Here is a 20,713-nt window from a genome sequence, read left to right as displayed (position 1 = left end):
TGGTCATGGGGTTAGAGGTTGGCGTTTTTTAGGCGATTGACCTGAGTACGATAAATGGACTTGGGCTTAGACTCGCCCCATGCGGTCAAACCCAGCACCTGATCGGCTGAATCCAAATGGTTCATGAGGTAGTTGTCACGAATCACATACCCAAGTCGGCTTGAGCAGGCAGAGACCAGACCATCATTGGCATCAAATAAAAACGGTACGCTTGTTGCTGCAAGCAGATAATCACTAGGGTCAAGGGCTCTCATGATTTGTCCTACCCCACTAAATGAGTAATATTTGATACCGTTTGCAGAGGTACTGGTTGGCTGACCACAGTAACTTGTTGGCATTGCTGCGGGGAATTTGGCATTGAATTTGGCCGCACCATCGGTTGATAGCGCCATGAGTGATTGCCAGCCATCTTGCGCTTGTATCTCTTTAAAACTGATGCCTGATCCCACATCTGTAAAGCCGCCAATCAAGTTAAACACCCCTGATACCAGCTGTGTCGTGACGTTTGATGGCTCACCTGTGTCATTGTTTGGTTCAAGGACATTTTTGACAAAATCGGCTGTTTTTGAGCCTTGCTCTGGGCTTGATACGGCGGTGACCGAGGCGACGTATTTTGGTGCAACGCCAGCGACATAGCGGATGTCTATACCGCCTTGACTGTGCCCAAACAAATTGACTTTTGGATCGCCTGAAATGGCAGTGATGGTTTTGACTTGCTGTAATAGCTGCTCGCCGCGGACTTCACTATTATTCACCGCTGATGTTTTGGTGGTGTACACCTCTGATCCACCTTTCATCAGCTCACTAGGAATCCCGTTGAAATAATCTAAGACCCCAAACATCTTGGTAAAACCGCCAAGCCCATGAGCCATGACCACTGGATACTGAGTCTTGGTATAACTGGAGGTAAAGTATTTGCTATCGACTAGCGTGCAGCCATTGGCGTTGGCACAATTATAGTACTGCCCTGCCGCTTGCGCTGAGGTGGTTTGCATGGTCATTAATAAAACGCCAGTACTGATAGAGCCCAGTATTGGTAAAAAAGTGCGCGGCGTGAGCGCAGCACGAACGTACGAGGAGAGCGTCATAACAACATCCTTGTCATCATTAATGGTGAGTGCCTTTACCTCATAACGTCGGCAAAGACTGCTGCTAATCCCTTTAGCATGCAAAATTACATTACTTCTATCTTTTACAAGATTCAACTAAATTGTCAAAATATGAATATATTATCGTGACTGGAGGGTCATAACGGCTCAAATGGGGCTGTAAAGCAACTATTGTCAATAATAATGATAGATTTAATATTACTTATCATAAAACTGCCATCGGTCCATTTATGGTATAATCTCTCTACATTAACCTCATAATTATAAGACACAAGATGATGACTAAAAAATCCCTTATCCAGTCCCCAGAGGCCATAGAAAAAATGCGTGTGGCCGGCAAACTTGCCAGCGACGTCCTTGTCATGCTCGACGAGCATGTCAAAGTTGGCGTCAGTACCGAAGCCCTCAACCAAATCGCTCATGACTATATCGTCAATGTGCAAAAAGCCATTCCTGCTCCGCTGAACTACAATGGCTTTCCAAAATCGATTTGTACCTCAGTCAACCACGTGGTCTGTCACGGCATCCCAACCGAAAGCAAGCTACTCAAAGATGGCGATATCATCAATATTGATGTGACCGTGATCAAAGACGGCTACTATGGCGATACTTCAAAGATGTGGATCGTCGGTAACGGCTCTATCATGGCGCAGCGTATCTGCAAAGTCGCACAAGACGCGCTTTATGCGGGTATGAGCGTGGTCAAAAACGGCGCGCGTCTTGGTGATATTGGTGCAGCGATTCAAGAAGTGGTCGAGCCTGAGCGTTTTAGTATCGTCCGTGAGTTTTGTGGTCATGGCATCAGTGATGAATTCCACCACGAGCCACAAGTGATGCACTACGGCAAAAAAGGCACAGGCTTTGAGCTAAAGACGGGCATGACCTTTACCATTGAGCCGATGATCAACCAAGGCACATGGCAGACCAAGATTTTGCCTGATGAATGGACAGCGATTACCAAAGACCGTAAGCTGTCGGCTCAATGGGAGCATACGATGGTCGTGACCGATAATGGCTGTGAAGTGTTTACCACGCGCCCTGAAGAAGATTTGAGCTTTTTGACACAGTAAGACCATAAAAGATCGCCTAAGCGGTCTTTTTTTTGGCCTGTCAGTCGTGCATATTGAGTATTGTGCTTACGGTGTTTTTGTCTTTATACTCGATGATGTAATTCCTTATTTTGGTGCCTTTATTCATGCATGCTATTTGAGACTTTTATCAGCATTCAGTATGCTGTTGGTGCGCCGCTTTTTAGCCCAAACGTTTTATTTTTAAACTCTTAACTGGATAACACTCATGTTTAATTGTGATGTCGCCTCTATTGATCTAACGCCCTTACCGTTACTGTCTAATGACAGGACGACAGATGAGTCGCTGCCGCAAGCGAACGGTACAACAGACAAAGCGCTGCTTGGCATTCCTGAGTGGTTGGCACAAGTCAATGAAGATATCAGCCGTGCCCTTGAGCGCGGTACCAATATCCGTCAACTGGTCGAAGCACGCGCCTGTTCGATTGATAGTCTTCTCATTGCTTTGTTCAAATGGTTTGAGCTAGATAAGACAGATTTGGCGCTATTTGCGACTGGAGGCTATGGTCGCGGTGAGCTGTCTTTGTATTCCGATATTGATATCCTGCTGTTATCTCCTGACGAAATCGGCGCTGATGCCAGTAGTAAGATTGATAAATTGGTCGCATTGCTGTGGGATATCGGGCTGGAGCCTGCGCTGTCTGTACGTAGCGTCAACGATGCGTTAGAAGCTGCACTTGACCATACGATAGCCAGTGCCCAGCTCGAAGCTCGATTGTTAATCGGCAACGAAGCACTGCGAGATATGCCCATCCAAATCGTTAACAAGCAGTGGTCTCCTCGTACCTTTTTTGATGTAAAAATAGAAGAGTCTAAGGCCCGTTATCTACAACATAATGCAACTGAGTATAATCTTGAACCCAATATCAAAACGGCGCCTGGGGGATTACGTGACATTCATATCATCGGCTGGGTGACCAAACGCTATTTTCGTGTGGGTAAGCTGTATGACTTGGTGCAACAAAACTTTTTGACAGAAAAAGAATTCGATGAGCTCAGCTTTGCAGAAGGCTATCTATGGCAGATACGACATTATCTGCATGTGCTGACCGGACGTAACGAAAACAAGCTGTTGTTTGATTATCAGCGTGAGATTGCCCAATTAATGGGTTATGAGACTCAGCCAGACGATCAGCCAAATGCGGCTGTTGAACGCTTTATGCGTGATTACTATCGCTGTGCCATGCAAATATCAACGCTGTCTGAGATGCTGACCAACCACTATTATGAGACCATCATAGAGCCCAACCTGCCTGATGATGAGCGCCCCAAAAAGCAGCCGATCAATTCAAGATTTAACCGTGTCGGTGATCATATTGCTATAGCGCACCATCGGGTTTTTGCTCAGCATCCTGAATCTATTTTAGAGATGTTCTTATTAATGGGTCAGCACGGTATCGACAAGGTTCGTACCCATACGCTACGGGCGTTAAAAATTGCAGCACGCGGCATCGATCAAATCTATAGGGACAACCCCGTTCACAAAGCTTTATTTTTATCTAATCTAAAAGAGCAAAACTATCTGTTCCATCGTTTGCGCACCATGAATCGCTATGGGGTATTGGGCAACTATATTCCTGCTTTTGCGCAAGTCACGGGTCTGATGCAATATGATTTGTTCCATCGCTATACGGTGGACGCGCATACTTTATTTTTGATTCGAATTTTGCACCGCTTTACCGATCCTATGTTTTCTGAAGAGTTTCCACTGGTCAGCGCTATCTTTCAGCGTATCGAGCGCAAAGAGATTTTGGTACTGGCCGCGATGTTCCATGATATCGCCAAAGGTCGTGGCGGCGACCATAGTGAGCTTGGTCAGACAGAGTCCATTGAGTTTTGTCTGTCACATGGCATGAGCTTAGCCGACGCCAATTTGGTTGGCTGGCTGACTCGCTACCATCTATTAATGTCGATTACCGCACAGAAAAAAGACATCTCAGACCCAGAGGTGGTCACAGTGTTTGCGGATTTGGTCGGCAATGTTACCCACCTCAATCACTTATATGTCCTGACTGTCGCTGACATGAACGCCACCAATCCGCAGCTCTGGAACAGCTGGCGGGCGACCCTGATGAAACAGCTCTACTCGCAGACACGCCGTATCCTACGCGCCGATATCGACGCGCCGACCAACCGCCAAGATATGATCAGCGCCACGCGTAAACAAGCGCTAAAGATGCTCAACAATGTCGACAATCAGCATATGAACCGCGAGGAAGTGTTACGTCTGTGGGACGATTTGGGCGATGAGTACTTTTTGCGCGAGATACCAGAGGATATCTTTTGGCACACCGAAGCCATCCTAAACCATCCGCCCATCGGTCTGGCATCCAATGCCGATAGCCCGCCACTGGTGGTATTGCGCGAGCATCGTGAGCTGGCGCTTGATGCCGTTCAGGTCTTTGTCTACACCCAAGATCAGACAAATTTGTTTGCTGTGACAATGGCCGTCTTTGATCAGATGAACCTAGATGTGCTCGATGCGCGCATCATTACGGCGACTCGCGACTTTGCCTTGGACTCCTATGTGCTGCTCGATCCGAGTGGTACGTTACTGGTCGATGAAGACAGCCAGCAAGAGCTCAAACAGCGTCTGATTAATGCCTTTAAAGACCCCACTGTACTAAAGCTCACCAACAAACGCATACCGCGTCAGCTCAGGCATTTTGAAGTCACGACAGTGATTAATTTTGAGTTCAATGACGCCTCAGATCAGCATATCATGAGCCTAGAGACCTTAGATCAGCCAGGGCTGCTAGCGCGCGTTGGACAGGTGTTTTTGCAAGAAAAGATAGAAGTACACGCCGCCCGTATTACCACGTTAGGCGAGCGCGCAGAAGATATGTTCTATATCAGTGACCAAAATGATAAGCCATTATCTGCTGAACGACTTGATGCGTTAAAATCAGCATTGCTTGCCAGCCTAGCGACCAAAAGAGAAAACAACGTGGTTTATAGCTATTAATTGAATGACAACATCTTTGATGACAAGAGCGCGCTTTACAGCGTGCTCTTGTATATTATCTTGTCTGCATGTTCTATCAGCTCAACATCAGCAAGCTCAAGCGGTAAGATGCCAAGCTCAAGCGATGTCTGACCCAGCATCAAGCGTCCCGCATCCACTTCTTTTTGCAATAAGCGATGCAAGCTTGATAGGTGAAACTCACCATTGAGATAATCGTTTAGCTGCTTTAAGGAAATCGGCGACTTGGCATGCACATCCGGATAGAGGCTATCTTCTGCAAGTACAATCATCTCATTTAATGCCTGCTCTCCTTGCAGATAATCCTTATCAATATCATTTTGTAATTTATTGGCCAGTCGTCCTTTGGCCGCAAAAATACTGACAAAAAATAGGGTCTGTAAGATAAATAAAGCAATGTATTGCCACAAGGTCAACGAGATATTCATCATATTATTCAGCAGCATCAGTGCCGTGGCGACAACCACGTAACCAACCAACTGCCACAATAGCCACATGATGAGACTGTTTTCGCCATACCAAAACACTTTTTGTTCTTGATGTTCAATCAGCTGTTGACGAGATTGCCACCAACACTGCTCACGCTCTTTTAGCCGAGCGTACAACTTGATACGCTGCGAGTCGGTATCAAGGTTTTCATTATTGATATCTGTCGCGATGAAGTCATTATGATCTAGTGCACTAGGCATATCAAACTATCCTTAAAATGATCTGTCTCTGGCACTGACAGTCATCTTTTATATTGTTATAAGTTATCAGACGCGAAGCGTTTAATGCGCTTTGTAAGTAGGACTGAATGGGCTATGATAAGATCAGCCGTTCAAGCACAATAAATTCGCATTCACGTTATAAGAAGAAAAAGACAAAAAACAAGAGGGGTACTACACTGCTCTAATGTAAATTTTCTTTATAACTTTATTATTAATTGTCTATTATAGTTATCACACTTATGAATCACAACTTAGCGCATCTACATCCTTATCCCTTTGCCAAGATGACAACCTTATTCGCTGACAGCAAGCCTGCCAATGGTTACAGCGAAATCAAACTGGGTATTGGTGAGCCAAAACATGAGCCACCAGCATTTGTACTGGACGTACTACGCGAAAACTTGGACAAAATAAGTCGTTATCCGACCACCAATGGAATGTTTGAGTTACGTCAGACGATTGCGCACTGGTTAGAGAAGCGTTTTTTTCTTAGCCACGTCGATGCCAATACCCAAGTTTTGCCAGTGATGGGTACTCGCGAGGCCATTTTTAGCTTTGTACAAGCCGTCATAAATCATGATACCGCTGATAACGAAAGCACGTCCTCTTCAGCATCTAATGCCTCGCCTTTGGTTGTTATGCCCAATCCGTTCTATCAAATATATGAAGGTGCAGCAATATTGGCACAAGCGACGCCCCATTTTGTTTCCTGTACGTTAGATAATGACTTTAAGGGGGATTATCGCGTGGTGCCAAAAGACGTTTGGGCACGCACGCAGCTTGTCTTTGTCTGTAGTCCGAATAATCCAACGGGTTCGGTTATGACCATGGAGGATTGGGAATATCTCATTCGTTTATCAGATCGCTACGGTTTTGTTATTGCCAGCGACGAGTGCTATAGCGAGCTGTATTTTGATACTGCTCCGATTGGCTTACTGCAAGCTTGCGCGAATCTGGGTCGCCGTAATTTCAAAAACTGTATCGTATTCCATTCATTATCCAAACGCTCGAACCTACCTGGTTTACGCTCTGGGTTTGTCGCTGGGGACGCTGAGATTTTGCAGGCCTATTTGCAATATCGTACTTACCAAGGCTGTGCGATGCCGATACCGCATCAGCTTGCCTCTATCGCTGCGTGGCAAGATGAAAAGCATGTCGCACACAATCGCGCCCTTTATCAAGAAAAGTTCGCGCTATGGATGTCAGAGCTTGGCGAGTTGCTAGATTTGCGCATGCCAGAAGCTGGATTTTATTTTTGGATCAAAGTGCCGCAGCAATTCGGTGAAGATGATGAAGTATTTGTCAAAGCATTATACGAGCAGGCCAATATCCATGCATTGGCAGGACGCTACTTGTCACGCGAGGTTGATGGTAATAACCCTGGAAAAGGCTATGTCCGTGTTGCTTTGGTCGCGAGTGTTGAGGAGAGCCGCGAAGCAATCAGTCGTATTCGAAAGTTGCTGGCGGCATAAATAGCCACTTAAAAAGCTTTTATCTTGAGCTAATAAAGCAGCCCCTAATAACCACAATATAAATAGGGTTATTAGAGGCTTTTTGCATGAATAGTGCTATAGTAAAGTCTCTACTGCAAAATATACCATCAAGGATGATGCCATGCCCCATCTTGACTTTACCCAGCCGCCCTTTGACGTACTGAGTCTAGCTGAACGTCAAAGCATCAGAAAAAACACGAAGATCCGCTATCTTGCTAGAGATGAGATCCTACCCGCAGCAGACTTGCAGTATCTATATGTGGTCATCAAAGGACAAATTGAGCAATCACTGAGTGGTGAATTTGTCGCCTCTTATTTGGGCAGCAACCATTCTGATGAGCCAAACAATAATGACTGGTTTGATAGTCGCCGCTTACCTGAGTCACTCATAAAAAATGGTGTGCCAGAAAGTAAAAACACGCCTATACAGCCGTACCAGTTTCGGGCCAGTGAAGAGACATTGCTACTACAAGTCGATGGTGCGACTGTCGATAAAATCAGCGCGCAAAATCATCTGGTACGCCAAATGCTATCAGACAAGCTACCCGAAAGACTAAAGGCGTTGCGACAGCGCCGTAGCAACAAAACTCTAGACCCTACTGGCTATACCCATCAACAAGAAGTGCAGCAAATCATGCTGCAACCTGTCATCGACGTTCATTTATTGCCAGTACATATTGTCGACGCCAATAACAGCTTGTACGAAGCTGCGCGTATCATGACCAAGGCTGGACTAAAACACGTACTGGTACGACCGCTAAACTATGTAGAAAATATACGAGACACTGAGCAGCCAAAACTGCTGCTAGGCATTCTTACCGATACGGATATTTGCCGCGCTGTGAGTGATAGACAAGATCCCGCTATTACACTTTGCCAACGCTATGCTAATTTTAACCTACGTACGATCAAGGCCACTGACGAGATTGGCGATGCGTTGCTCACCATGACCCGCTATCGCATTCACAGACTGCCGGTCATTGATAGCAGTGGTGATGTCGTCGGTGTGCTTGGACAAAGCGACATGCTCGCTCATATTGGTCATCACTCACAGCTCATTAGTGTGCAGATCGAGCAAGCAACTGACCTATTAAGCCTAGATACCGCAGTCGAACTCATCGGTCGCTATATTCGTGCGCAGCATCAAAACGGTGTCAAAATCGGTAATATCAGCCGCATGGTACAGACGTTGAATGCGCAAGTATTTACCAAGCTCTGGCAACTGATCGTACCTGATGAAGTGATAAGCAATACTTGTCTCATCGTCATGGGTTCAGAAGGTCGCGGCGAGCAAATCATGCGTACCGATCAAGATAACGCCCTGATCATTCGTGATGGCTATACGCATCCGGATTTGGCACAGTTTGCCGATACCTTTAATAATCACTTGGCAACGCTTGGCTATCCACTGTGCGATGGCAATATCATGATGACCAACCCCATGTGGCGACAACCGCTCAGGCAGTTTACCGCGCAGATCGGCTCATGGTTTAGGAACACTGACCCCATGCATGGCATCTACTTGTCTGCCATAATGGATGGCGAATACGTCTGCGGTGATGAAACCCTACTTACACAGGTACGTCAGCATTTAAGAATGGCTCACAGACAAGCCGATCCAATGTTTGTACGTCAGTTTGCCCGTGCAGCATTGCAGTTTGGCGATGTCAATCAGTGGTGGCAAAAGTTTGTGCCGCTGCTAGGTAGCAAGTCGGCATCATCAGATATCGATCTAAAAAAAGCAGGCATCTTCCCATTGGTTCATGGTATTCGTACCTTGGCATTAGAAAATAACATACTCGATGTACCAAGTACCAAAGAGCGTCTAAAAGCCTTGGTAAAGGCGCATGGCCTGAACCAAGAGCGCGCCGATACATTATTAGAAGCGCTTGAGTTTTTTATGGCGCAGCGGCTATCCGTAGCACTCTCAACTGAGGACAAGCAGGCAAGGCAAGTCGATCCAACGACACTAACCGCACTAGAACGCGACCTGCTCAAAGAATGTCTGGCCGTGGTAAAAAGTTTTAAAAATCAGCTGCGTCAACACTATCAGTTAGAAATAGCATAAATATAGCAATAGAATAAATAAATGGATGATCAATATGAGCTGGTTACAGCCGTTAACTTGCGCTTGGCAAAAGACGCAGCTACAGCGTCCGGAGCTGGCGTCAATGTTCAGCAAACCTATGGCTGAGCAGTGGGTGGCGATTGACTGCGAGATGACGGGGCTAAATCCCAAAAAGCACCATTTATTATCCGTGGCTGCCATCCATATCAATGCCAATCTCATTGAGACGGGCCATGGTATGCACGTGGTATGTAAACCGCCTGTGATGCCAGATCGGGATACAATTGTCATTCATGGTCTACGTACTGCTGATGTCGAGCATGGCATGAGTTATGACGAGATGCTGGCTCTCTTGTTACCTTTTATTGATAACCGACCCATCGTCGGGTTCTGCCCGCAGCTAGACATGGCGTTTTTGAATCCTCTGGCCAAGCGCTACATGGGCACGCACCTACCCAACTCAGTGATAGATATTCGCGCACTATACAATCGGCGCACGGGCAACCGTACCGAAGGCGTACTCAGCCAGTCGCAGCAACTGAACCATATATTAGCGCATTACGACATCCCTGAGCTTGGCGCGCATGACGCTTATAACGATGCGATTATGACTGCGATGGCGTTTTTGCATATGCGATAGCATGGTGTGTTGACCACAAATTGCGCTTGTGTCCGCGTGTCGAGAGCAGCAAGTCATGTTACCATAAGCGACTTTTGCCACTTGATGAAAGATGCCCATGCGATACCGTTCAAAGCGCGACCATCAGTCGCCCATTACTGCCAAAACTGCCGCAATCTGTAGCCGTTTATTACTTTTTCACTTATCTAATAAACGTCTGCCTACCCTCACGCTATTCGCCGCGATGATCATAGCGCCTGCTTATGCACAGGCGGCTCTACCAGCCCCCATTGAAGCAGCATTGTCACGTGCCAATCTGACAGCGTCTGATATCAGTCTTATCGTAACGCCTGTGGGTGACAAAAATGCCAGTCGACTGACCGAGTCTGTGCAAGTGATTGATAGCCGTGATACGGATCGCCAATCGGCGCGACCCTCTGACTATAACGCTGTGACTGCTAATGAAAACAATAGCAGCCAAAACGTGACAAAGACAGATAACCTAGCGACCAACATCACCACTCATACTGACTCACAAAGTGCGCTAATCACCATTGAACAGCGTACGATTGAACAGCATGAGCGAAAAATACATACGTATACTGATGATCCTTATACGTATCAGAGTGTAGAGAGCATACCGACGGTTGTACCTGATGAGAACCCCTCCCTTGCTAATGATGACAATAGCGCGGTGAGCACGGATAATGCCTCGGTAAAAATCTCCTTTTCACCACTATTGAAACATCAGCCTGATGTACCGCGCACGCCTGCCAGTACCATGAAGTTGGTACCCACTTTTATCGCGCTTGACACATTGGGGGCAGGTTTTGTGTGGCACACGCGGGTTTATCATACGGGTATACAAGTCGGTGATACCTTGGTGGGCGACTTGATCATTCAAGGCAGCGGCGACCCTAAGATGACTCATGAGCGATTAAAGCAGCTCCTTTATCAAGTGCAAGCGGCAGGTATTCGCCATATCAATGGCGATATCATCGTTGATAGCAGCATTTTTGAGTCGGTGAGCAAAGATCCTGCCGCCTTTGACAATGCGCCATTACGTCCTTACAACGCCAGTCCAGATGGGTTTTTGGTGAACTTTAGCACCGTCGGTATCAAGACTCACCCTTTGGACAACGACCACGCAAGCTTAACTTATAAGCCGCGACTGGCTAACTATCAACTCCCTAATAAGATCCGTACTCGCGACGCGGCTTGCGGACAGGCGCGCTATAGCTTAGCGCCGCAATGGCAATCAGAACAGTTAGCATTTAATAGCAGCCTGCCAAAAAGCTGCGGTGAGCATGTGTTTTATGTGGCGTATCCTGATGCCAAAACGTTTGCCGCACACGTCATTGCTGCTAAATGGCAAGCGCTTGGCAATACACTGAGCGGACAAGTCGTCTCACAAGAAACCCCTTACGCTGGCACAAATAGCGCAAAATCATTACAAGGCCTCAGTGCGATCACCGTGTCACCTCTGCCCTTGGTCAGCTATCCTTCATTGGACTTAACGCAGCAAATTTATGATATCAACCATTTTTCAAACAATGTCATGACAGAGCAAGTTACCTTATCCATCAGCGCTTATGACACAACTGAGCGCGCCAATATGCCTGCTAAAAACAGCACGCAAAAGGCCGCCAGCTTGTACCAGTATCAGCCGATGCATACTGACTATCCTGCAGCGCTAACACACATCAGCCAATGGTGGCAAACCAACCTAAGCACACCGCCGCCGCACCTGACCAACGGCTCGGGACTCTGCCGCGACTGTACCATCACCGCTGCCAATCTGAGCGAGCTGTTGACTTACGCTTATCATCACCCAAGCTTTGATGCGTATGTAGACTCGTTAGGTATCGCTGGAGTCAGTGGCACTATTGCCGCTCATAGTGAACGCCTGCCTGACTCAGCAGCGATTGGCCGAGCATGGATCAAGACAGGCACACTAAATAATGTCACGTCGATGGCAGGTTATGTCAAAGGATTGTCAGGTCAAGACTATGTTGTTGTCGGACTCATCAATACCGAGCAAGCGCTAAATCCGTACACTGCTCGGCCTGTACTCGATGCCATGCTTGATTGGGTCGCGCAGCGCTGATGATATCGCTCATGACACTTGTAGAGCATGGCCGCAAAGTCATCATTGATCGCTTGACTCAAGTATTGTGATGAGCGCGATGGCAACCATCATTGTTATAATCTAAAAAACTTATTGTTATAAAGGGTCGTCTATGTCACGCCAGCCAAACCATTCTCATCAGTCACAAACGTTTGCACCAAATCGGCCCAAGCTTATGCAATATGTTGGCTTTTTTGTGATTGGCTACATTCTTGCCAGTGCTCTTTTTATGATAATACAAACCAAAATTGCGCTTAACGCTCAGCTGGTCATGATGGTCTCTATCGTTGTTGGTGCTTATATTGCGGTCAGCAAATTCATCAAACATCAGCAGCGTGCCTTGGCTAAACATGAAATCAACCGGCTCATGTTTGGCAGCGTTGGGGCAGTTTGGCTGCTGACGATTATTTATTTTTTGGCAATATGGTTTTGGTTGTTTGATGCGGTCAGCCGTGAGGTACTACTCGAGATGGCAGCGGCGCGGCCTCTACCGCTGCTCTCTTCTCTCGTCATGATGCTGGTATTGACCTTGGTTGGCGCACGTATCAGCCTATGGGCCATCAATCATTTTTTGAACCCTACTTCCAAAACAGCCTGAGGGTTGCCGACTCTATACAAGGCACTACAAAGTTTTCTCCTACTCATACGTAAAATCCGTTAGGCTAACTTTGAGCAGTCAAATTTTAGCGGTTATTTGTTTTACTTTATAATAGGAGCAAACATCATGGAAACGGTTTTTTTTGACAACATAGATAAGCTCGGTCGCATTGTTTTAACGACCTTTATGGTCTACGTGTTGATTGTGTTGGTGACCAAAGCCTCTGGTAAACGATCGACGTCACAGCTCAATAACTTTGACTGGATCGTGACCGTCATGATTGGCTCATTGGGTGCCAGTACCATTTTGCTCAAAAACATCCCTTTTATTGAAGGGGCTTCGTCGATATTGGTACTCTATCTCTTACAGTTTTTGATAACCAAATACGCCTCTATCTCACCGCAATTTAGCAGTGTTATTCTATCTGATCCACGTATTGTCTTTTATCAAGGGCAGTTTTTGCCAGAAGCAATGCGGGCCGAGCGCCTGACTCGTCAAGAGATCGAATGTGCGATGCGCGCTGAAGGTATCAATAATTTTGATGATATCGAAGCCATTGTCTTCGAGTCTGATGCCAAACTCAGCGTGATTCCAAAACAACGCCAAGCCGATACGAGTGATGATGAGCAGGATGTAGATCATAGCGTGTCAGAGACCATTACCCCTTTGATGTAGTGATTAGATAATTGAGCACTGAGGGCTATCAATACTCAGATTCAGTGCTCGAATGTAAAAATTTTTCAATTTAAAAAATGGTACGTACTATGAAGGTAAGAATTTTGACCGTTGGCAATAAGATGCCTAGCTGGGTGCAAACAGGTTTTGATGAGTATTTTAAGCGTATTCAGCCCATGCTGAGCACAGAGATTATAGAGATTGCCGCTGCAAAACGGGCAAAAAACCCATCAGATGCCAATCTAGCACAGTACCGTGAGCAAGAAGGTCAAGCGATATTGACCGCTCATAATGCCGCGAGCCGTGAGCAATTATGGGTACTAGACGTCAAAGGTAAGATGATTTCAACGGAAGGATTGGCTGATAAACTCGCTGATGGCATGCAGCAAGGTGATGATATTGCGTTGGTCATCGGCGGTGCAGATGGCGTATCGCCAGAGGTATTAGCAAAGGCGGATGTAAAGTGGTCACTATCAGCGTTGACCCTACCGCATCCACTGGTACGCGTGGTACTGATGGAGCAGCTCTATCGCGCGATGAGTATCAATAACAACCACCCGTATCATCGCGGTAATTAACCAAACCCCAAGCTTTTTTTTGATTTAAAACGTCAATCCCAAAATAGATTGAAAAACCAGCGTACGCCCTAATAAATGGCACATGACATATCCAAAAAGCGCGACACCTAACGCCTCTTATACTACGCAGCAGCGTGACACTCATCGCGAGCAGATACAGATGCCTATTACTTCTGCTGCGGCATGGGAAAGTGCGTCTGCTGTACCATCCACCACCTCGACGCTCCCAGCGCTGTTCATCTCGCACGGCGCCCCCACGCTTGCAGTTGAGCAGTCTGCGACGACCAGCGCACTCGCACGTATGGGGCAAAACTTACCTAAGCCACGCGCTATCGTCATTATGTCCGCCCACTGGCAATCAGCAAAGCTTGAGATCAGTAGTAACCCGCGACCAAAGACATGGCATGATTTTTCAGGTTTTGTGCCTGAGCTTTATGAGCTTCAGTATCCTGTCTCAGGTCAGCCAGCACTGGCTGAGACACTCGCTCAGCAGCTCAGCGCGCGTGGTATTACGTGTAGCGTCAACCCTGTACGCGCCTGCGATCATGGCGTTTGGGCACCGCTCAAACACCTGTACCCAGAGGCGGATGTGCCTATCGTCCAAGTGTCACTACCGCAGCATTACGATAGTGTGTCCTGCTACCAGTTAGGCGCGCAGCTTGCGCGGCTGCGTGATGAGCAGATCTTGGTGATTGGCTCAGGCAATATCACCCACAACTTACAAGCACTGCGCTGGGATGCCGATAGCATTGACCAAGCCGCCAAATCCTTTAAGCAGTGGTTGCTCCAGCAGCTCAAGACAGATATCCCTACTGCGCTCGATTGGCAGCAATACCCAGAGTACAAAGACATTCACCCTAGTGATGAGCATTTGTTGCCGCTGTTTTTTGCACTAGGGGCTGGTCAACGCGTCTCGGTTGTTCATCAAAGCATGGCGCATCACAGCCTAGGCATGGATATTTACCGCTTTGATTAGCTTCTATTTACTATTTCCTACTTATCTAATTAAAGCACACAAACCAAACCTACTTCTCAAAAGCAGGTTTGGTAAATAAACCCGCACGCTCCATCTCACCTGCCAGACTTAGCAGCGTCGCCTCGTCATTCATACGCCCGATGAGTTGCATGCCAATTGGTAAGCCTTTTTTACTCATGCCGACTGGCACTGACATTGCTGGCAATCCTGTGACATTGCCCAATAACGTAAAGCCCATTTTTCCTAGCACAGGGGCGCTTAGCTTTTCGATCATGCCTGACTTAAAGGCATATCTACCCATGTCAAACCCTTTATTGAGCACCCCAGCGCTACGCATCATCATCTCATCCATACGACTGGGCGGTAGCACACCGTGTTTGACCGCAGGTGTCGGTACAGTCGGCGACAAAATCATATCGTAATTATTGAGCAATAGACCCGTCTGATATTGACTGTGATGCCAGCCATGCTTGGCATGAACCAAATCCACTGCTGATAGCGAACGTCCGAGTAGCGCCATATTATAGGTTTGCGGCTCTAGGTTTTTGATATGGGCGGGCCCAAACTCGCGCTCGATATTATCAATCGTAAAAGCGGTATGCGCGCAGACCACGACGATAAAGTCATGCCAAAACTGCTCGATATTGATATTTGGCTCAGCAGATATCACTTGATGCCCCATCGATTCTAGCTGCTTAGCGGTTTGCTTCAGTACAGCAAATACTTCTTTGTCCACTACGGTATTGGCAATCAATGGCTGCTGCTGCAAAGCGATTTTCAATGGCCTTGGCGCGCGCATCGCCGCTTGCAAAAACGTGCCGTCTGGCGGCGCAATGACATAAGGCGCACCAATCTCCACGCCACTGGTGGCATCGAGCATCGCGGCACTGTCACGTACCGAACGCGTAATCACATGGTCGGCCACTGCCCCATCCCAGCCTTCACCAAGATTAGGGCCAAGCGGATTGCGGCCACGGCTTGGTTTTAAGCCAAACGCACCGCACCAGGCAGATGGAAAACGTATCGAACCGCCACCATCACCGCCGCCTGCCATCGGTACGATACCGCTCGCCACTGCCGCGGCACTACCACCCGACGAGCCACCAGAGCTATAGCCTTTTTTAAACGGGTTGTGAGTGGCGCCATGGGCTTTTGGCTCAGTGGTGATAATCAAGCCAAACTCTGGCGTATTGGTTTTGCCAAAGGTATTGACGCCTGTCGCTTTCATGCGTTTGACGATTTCGCTGTCTTTTTCTGAGAGGATATTGACGCTGCGGCTGCCCATTGTAATGGGTTCATCTGCGAAGCTAAATGATAAATCTTTTAGCAAATACGGCACGCCAGTAAATACGCCAGAAGGCAGTCCTGCCTGCGCCGCGTTGTAAGCGCGCTCATCGAAACGGTGAATAATGGCATTTAGCTTGGGATTGAGTTTATTGGCCTGATAAACGGCGGCGTCTAATAGCTCCTTTGCACTGACCTCACCTGAATTGACCAGTGCCGCTAAGGCGAGTGCATCGTACTGGGTATATTCTTTAAACATAACCAACCTTCCTTGGAGAGTAATTGTAGTAAGATTTTTTAAATATCTATTTCATCAGTAACTGTCAGTTTATTATAAAAAACCACGACTTATGGTTGATAAACAAACTCACTGGTCATTTGACGGGCTGTATAGTGCTTCTCTTATACATGGATATCACCCCAATAAAAAAGCGAGCCATTCTCATGACTCGCTTCTTCCTTATGCACTAAATGCTCAATCATAAATACTACATCAGCAGCTCACGCTTACCGCTTTTGCCCATCGAGCTGACCAGTCCCGCCTCTTCCATCGAGTCAACAATACGGGCGGCACGGTTGTAACCGATACTAAATTTACGCTGGATACTAGAAGCTGAGACCTTACGCGTTTCCATAATAAAGGCGACGGCATCATTATATAGGTCATCATCTTCACCAGAGGCATTAGCTGTGCTACCACCGCCCGGACTAGATAGCTCAAAATTTCCAGCCATGTTATCAATATAGTCAGGGGCACCGCGCTCACGCCATGCATCACAGACACGGTTGACCTCTTCATCACTGACATAAGCACCATGCACACGATCTGGCTCAATCTGTCCTGGACCTAAGAAAAGCATATCACCGTTACCGAGCATGTCCTCAGCACCGCCACTGTCCAAAATCGTCCGTGAGTCGACTTTTGAGTTGACTCGTAATGCTGCACGCACAGGAATGTTGGCTTTAATCAAACCCGTGATGACATCGACTGATGGACGCTGAGTGGCTAGCATCAAGTGAATACCGGCCGCCCGTGATTTTTGGGCCAAGCGCGTGATGAGCTCTTCAGCTTGCTTGCCCACCTGCATAATCATATCGGCAAACTCATCTGCGACGATGACAATCATGGGCAGCGTTTTGAGCTTTGGTGCTTGGCTGATACTTACGCTGTCGTTTGGTCGCCATAACGGATCGAGCATTGGCTTGCCCGCTTTTTCGGCCGCGATGACCTTTTTATTAAACTCGTTGAGCTTACGAACCTTGAGCAAGCTCATCAACTGATAGCGGCGCTCCATCTCGGCCACACACCATGACAAACTACTGGCCGCCTCAGTCATGTCAGTAACAACTGGGGTAAGCAGATGCGGAATGTCATTGTAGTTGGCAAGCTCCAGCTGCTTTGGATCAATCAAGATGAGTCGCAATTGATTGGGCGTGTACTTGAGTAACATCGATAATAGCATTGAGTTGACCAATACCGATTTACCAGAGCCTGTGGTACCAGCAACCAGCATATGCGGGGCACGCGCCAGATCAGTAATAATGGGGTTACCGCCAATGTCTTTACCCATCGCCATGCTGATTTGTGCTTTAGGGTCTTTGAACATCTCGGTACTAAGTAGCTCGATTAAGCGTACCATTTCTCGCTTTTTATTGGGCACTTCAATACCGATGTACGGTTTGCCTGGTATGACTTCGACCACACGCAAAGAGGCCATCGATAGTGAACGCGCCAAGTCACGTGAGATACCAGTGACTTTGCTGGCTTTGACACCAGCCGCCAGCTCGACTTCAAAACGAGTCACCACAGGCCCTGGTATGGCATTAACTACAGAGGCTTTTACATTGAACTCTTGTAGTTTGATCTCAAGCAGCTCAGATAATTGTTCAAGCTCAGCGACGGTATAGCTAGGCTTACGATCAGGATCTGGCTTGTCCAATATAGACACTTCTGGAATAGGTGTTAGGCTGTTACGATAGGCCGCTGTTTGCATTGAGCGTGATTTTTTGCTGAATGCTTCGTCATCGCTGATATGCGGCATAACGGGTGAAGCCGTGTCTTCACCGTCATCTTCTGGCATCATATCCGTGATATGGTTGCTACTATCGCCTTCTGGCACCGCAAAGCTGACAGATGGCTTGTTAGGCATTATAGATTGTGCGCTTGAGACTGTATTGTCCGCTTCAACAGTTGGCGCAGCTTTGGGATTGGCAGGCGGCGTATTGGTCGGTGTCATATCTGCACTATCTGACACCGTTGGCGCAATCTCGCTAGCTGCTGGAATATTCTGCTCTTCAGGTACAGCGATTGGCTCATCATGATCGGACGGCTCTGTCTGTGAGACAGACGACTGATAAGAAGACTCAGTTGCAGCGGGCTGTGCTGATAGCGATTCGGCTGTCGGCTCTTGTCCCCGCTGCTCAGGCACTACTTTCTCAATTGCAGCTTGTTCAATTGCAGTTTGTTCAATTGCGGCCTGCTCAATCACCGTCGCCTCTTGGACACTCTCAGATCTTTGCACGAGGTTTTCTGTGACTGGGTTTGATAGGTCGCCATGCTCCGCCAACCATGCTTCTGCTAACTGATCGACGCTGGTGGTTGTATTATCCACATGCACGTCTTCAGGCTCGACAGTCGCTTGCTCAACGGCTTGAGCATTAATGGATCCATCCATGGTTGGCTGCGTCACTGACTCTTGAGGTGCTATATCTGATTGAGCGGATATCTCTACCGTTGAGGCCGTCGCCGAGGTTTGTGCCATCTCATCTAGTGGCATCTTATTACCAGCTTCACTCTGAGCATAGTGCGGCACAGGTGCCGTAGCACTCTCTATCGTATGGGTGTGATGAGCCATTTGCTCACTGGCAAGCAGATCATCAACCGTAGTTGCGTCATTCCAAGCAAAGCTTGGCTCCACTTTACGTACGGGCGTCGCCGCAGGTGTTATTGCCGCTGATATTCTTGTACCACTGATCGTGCTACCGGCGATATTACTGGTCGTTGCGCTCGTTTTCTCAGCCGTTTCGCTATTTTCATCGTTATAGGTCATTGCCGCGTTTGCGGTTACCATAGAGGCTTTGACACTATCCGCCAATCCTGAGGTCAATAAAAAGTCCGACAGTACATTGCTAAATCTGCCACTGCTATCTTTATCATGAGTGCTCTGCGAGTGATCGGCTGCTTGCAGCTCAAGCGGCAATTGCTCATATTCTGCCTTTTGCTGGGGATTTCCCTCTTTGATACTGTCACGGTCTTGCGACACCTCACTTTGCTCATCCAACTCGGCAGCATCTTCTTTATTTTTTAACCCAGAGCCAAGCCAAGATAATGTCGTTACTTTATGATATATAGCAAGCCAATGGATATTGAAAGCAAATGTAGCCGTAATCACAACAAATACAGTCAAAAAGACCACACTGCCCCACTGAGATAAAAGCTGTGCCAAACGCTCTTGTAGCTCCAGACCGATAATACCGCCAGCCACGCCTTCAAGGCCCATAGAGGCGGGATTACTCACATGCTGGACTAACGCTATCAGCTGTGCAAAGAGCGCACTGGCACTCAACAGCAAAAATACATAGGCAACCAATCGCATCAGCCAAAACGTTGGCTTATTGTCCCACCAAATAAGGATAGACTCATAAACCACAAAGGCCAAAAACCACCATGCACCAAACCCAAAAAAGCTATAGAGCAAGTCGGACAACCAAGCGCCTGTCTGCCCTCCCATATTGTTAATGGTCGTCATATCACTACTGATGTGCGACCAACTAGGATCATTGCCTGTATAAGTCATCAAAATAACAAACAAATAAACAGCCAGTATTAACCCAAGGAGGGTAAATATTCCCTTTTTTAAATACTCAATAAGCGGTGCTGATATCACGTAAAATCTGCCTTGTTGTTAATACTAAATGGTCGCCAATACATGACTAAGTCTAATCATGCTGACATAAAGTGCTGACATAAAGTGCTGACATAAATATACCGAGCAAAGTGTCTGGCCAAAGTCTCTTCTAAACCTAGCCATTAAACACGGTGACACTTGGCATAACTTCTTATAATAACAAATACATAGTCACAGTGGCGACACTCTTATAAAGAAAGCGTGCAAGAAACCAATTCCACGTACGATTTGCACAAAAAAGTTGCGAATAAGCAAAAAGTTACTAACAGAATACTGCCAATACTGTGGCACAAACGCTATAAAATACCAGCGTCGCTTAACACCAGTATTTCAAGGCCTGTATGCTTTGATTCTAATGATACCTGTGTTTGTTTTAGCAAACTTGCACTTTTTGCTATCTGCCCTTATGTTATTATCACACAGCAATTAGAAAAACCATATTAGTAGGGGCTGTATAGAATTGAGAAAACATTGAAAAAAATAAGCAACACCTTAC

Annotated in this window: 14 protein-coding genes; 10 read left to right on the top strand and 4 right to left on the bottom strand. The window is 47.1% G+C overall.

What is annotated here, in order from left to right; all coding sequences use genetic code 11:
- Positions 1–11 precede the first annotated feature (11 nt).
- On the bottom strand, positions 12–1,088 hold the full coding sequence (locus L0G63_RS07150) for a triacylglycerol lipase (protein ID WP_301450018.1): 1,077 nt from the start codon (positions 1,086–1,088) through the stop codon (positions 12–14).
- Between the two features lie 296 nt (positions 1,089–1,384).
- Between L0G63_RS07150 and map the strand changes: the two genes are divergently transcribed.
- Positions 1,385–2,179, top strand: a complete 795-nt coding sequence (gene map, locus L0G63_RS07145) for a type I methionyl aminopeptidase (RefSeq protein WP_105244872.1) — start codon at positions 1,385–1,387, stop codon at positions 2,177–2,179.
- Positions 2,180–2,405: 226 nt separating this feature from the next.
- Positions 2,406–5,162, top strand: coding sequence for a [protein-PII] uridylyltransferase (gene glnD, locus L0G63_RS07140; protein ID WP_301450017.1), 2,757 nt, complete (start codon positions 2,406–2,408; stop codon positions 5,160–5,162).
- A gap of 35 nt (positions 5,163–5,197) precedes the next feature.
- On the opposite strand, the gene L0G63_RS07135 is transcribed toward glnD, so the two are convergent.
- Positions 5,198–5,869 (bottom strand): hypothetical protein, encoded by a 672-nt coding sequence (locus L0G63_RS07135; protein WP_301450016.1) that lies wholly within the window; start codon positions 5,867–5,869, stop codon positions 5,198–5,200.
- 260 nt (positions 5,870–6,129) lie between these two features.
- Between L0G63_RS07135 and dapC the strand changes: the two genes are divergently transcribed.
- The 8 genes from dapC (at position 6,130) to L0G63_RS07095 (ending at position 15,025) form a co-directional block, all read left to right on the top strand.
- Positions 6,130–7,362 (top strand): succinyldiaminopimelate transaminase, encoded by a 1,233-nt coding sequence (gene dapC / locus L0G63_RS07130; protein ID WP_301450015.1) that lies wholly within the window; start codon positions 6,130–6,132, stop codon positions 7,360–7,362.
- A 142-nt stretch (positions 7,363–7,504) separates the two neighbouring features.
- Positions 7,505–9,451 (top strand): DUF294 nucleotidyltransferase-like domain-containing protein, encoded by a 1,947-nt coding sequence (locus L0G63_RS07125; protein ID WP_301450014.1) that lies wholly within the window; start codon positions 7,505–7,507, stop codon positions 9,449–9,451.
- Positions 9,452–9,485: 34 nt separating this feature from the next.
- Entirely contained in the window at positions 9,486–10,091 is a 606-nt protein-coding gene (locus L0G63_RS07120) for a 3'-5' exonuclease (RefSeq protein ID WP_301450013.1), read from the top strand.
- Positions 10,092–10,188: 97 nt separating this feature from the next.
- Positions 10,189–12,177 carry a D-alanyl-D-alanine carboxypeptidase/D-alanyl-D-alanine-endopeptidase gene (dacB, locus tag L0G63_RS07115; RefSeq protein ID WP_301450012.1) on the top strand — a complete coding sequence of 663 codons (1,989 nt, stop codon included), beginning with the start codon at positions 10,189–10,191 and terminating at the stop codon, positions 12,175–12,177.
- Positions 12,178–12,310: 133 nt separating this feature from the next.
- Entirely contained in the window at positions 12,311–12,796 is a 486-nt protein-coding gene (locus L0G63_RS07110; protein ID WP_301450011.1) for an ABZJ_00895 family protein, read from the top strand.
- Positions 12,797–12,922: 126 nt separating this feature from the next.
- On the top strand, positions 12,923–13,471 hold the full coding sequence (locus L0G63_RS07105) for a DUF421 domain-containing protein (RefSeq protein ID WP_301450010.1): 549 nt from the start codon (positions 12,923–12,925) through the stop codon (positions 13,469–13,471).
- Positions 13,472–13,560: 89 nt separating this feature from the next.
- A complete protein-coding gene (gene rlmH, locus L0G63_RS07100; protein ID WP_301450009.1) occupies positions 13,561–14,049 on the top strand; it encodes a 23S rRNA (pseudouridine(1915)-N(3))-methyltransferase RlmH in 489 nt (162 codons plus the stop codon).
- 160 nt (positions 14,050–14,209) lie between these two features.
- Positions 14,210–15,025, top strand: a complete 816-nt coding sequence (locus L0G63_RS07095; protein ID WP_301450026.1) for a class III extradiol ring-cleavage dioxygenase — start codon at positions 14,210–14,212, stop codon at positions 15,023–15,025.
- 49 nt (positions 15,026–15,074) lie between these two features.
- Here the strand turns inward: L0G63_RS07095 and L0G63_RS07090 are convergent, their stop codons facing one another.
- Together L0G63_RS07090 and L0G63_RS07085 are read right to left on the bottom strand one after the other, a co-directional pair.
- The gene (locus L0G63_RS07090) at positions 15,075–16,568 is read right to left on the bottom strand and encodes an amidase (protein ID WP_301450008.1); all 1,494 of its coding nucleotides are present in this window, start codon (positions 16,566–16,568) and stop codon (positions 15,075–15,077) included.
- Between the two features lie 229 nt (positions 16,569–16,797).
- Entirely contained in the window at positions 16,798–20,196 is a 3,399-nt protein-coding gene (locus tag L0G63_RS07085) for a DNA translocase FtsK (RefSeq protein ID WP_301450007.1), read from the bottom strand.
- Positions 20,197–20,713: the final 517 nt, after the last annotated feature.

The organism is Psychrobacter sp. (assembly GCF_030454045.1).
Taxonomy (GTDB): domain Bacteria; phylum Pseudomonadota; class Gammaproteobacteria; order Pseudomonadales; family Moraxellaceae; genus Psychrobacter.
Note: the sequence above shows the minus strand (reverse complement) of the source record. Positions and strands in the feature narration are given on the sequence as shown.

Coding starts and splice junctions, on each gene's coding strand:
- L0G63_RS07150 (WP_301450018.1), bottom strand. CDS start 1,088: ATGACGCTCTCCTCGTACGTTCGTGCTGCGCTCACGCCGCGCACTTTT.
- map (WP_105244872.1), top strand. CDS start 1,385: ATGATGACTAAAAAATCCCTTATCCAGTCCCCAGAGGCCATAGAAAAA.
- glnD (WP_301450017.1), top strand. CDS start 2,406: ATGTTTAATTGTGATGTCGCCTCTATTGATCTAACGCCCTTACCGTTA.
- L0G63_RS07135 (WP_301450016.1), bottom strand. CDS start 5,869: ATGCCTAGTGCACTAGATCATAATGACTTCATCGCGACAGATATCAAT.
- dapC (WP_301450015.1), top strand. CDS start 6,130: ATGAATCACAACTTAGCGCATCTACATCCTTATCCCTTTGCCAAGATG.
- L0G63_RS07125 (WP_301450014.1), top strand. CDS start 7,505: ATGCCCCATCTTGACTTTACCCAGCCGCCCTTTGACGTACTGAGTCTA.
- L0G63_RS07120 (WP_301450013.1), top strand. CDS start 9,486: ATGAGCTGGTTACAGCCGTTAACTTGCGCTTGGCAAAAGACGCAGCTA.
- dacB (WP_301450012.1), top strand. CDS start 10,189: ATGCGATACCGTTCAAAGCGCGACCATCAGTCGCCCATTACTGCCAAA.
- L0G63_RS07110 (WP_301450011.1), top strand. CDS start 12,311: ATGTCACGCCAGCCAAACCATTCTCATCAGTCACAAACGTTTGCACCA.
- L0G63_RS07105 (WP_301450010.1), top strand. CDS start 12,923: ATGGAAACGGTTTTTTTTGACAACATAGATAAGCTCGGTCGCATTGTT.
- rlmH (WP_301450009.1), top strand. CDS start 13,561: ATGAAGGTAAGAATTTTGACCGTTGGCAATAAGATGCCTAGCTGGGTG.
- L0G63_RS07095 (WP_301450026.1), top strand. CDS start 14,210: ATGCCTATTACTTCTGCTGCGGCATGGGAAAGTGCGTCTGCTGTACCA.
- L0G63_RS07090 (WP_301450008.1), bottom strand. CDS start 16,568: ATGTTTAAAGAATATACCCAGTACGATGCACTCGCCTTAGCGGCACTG.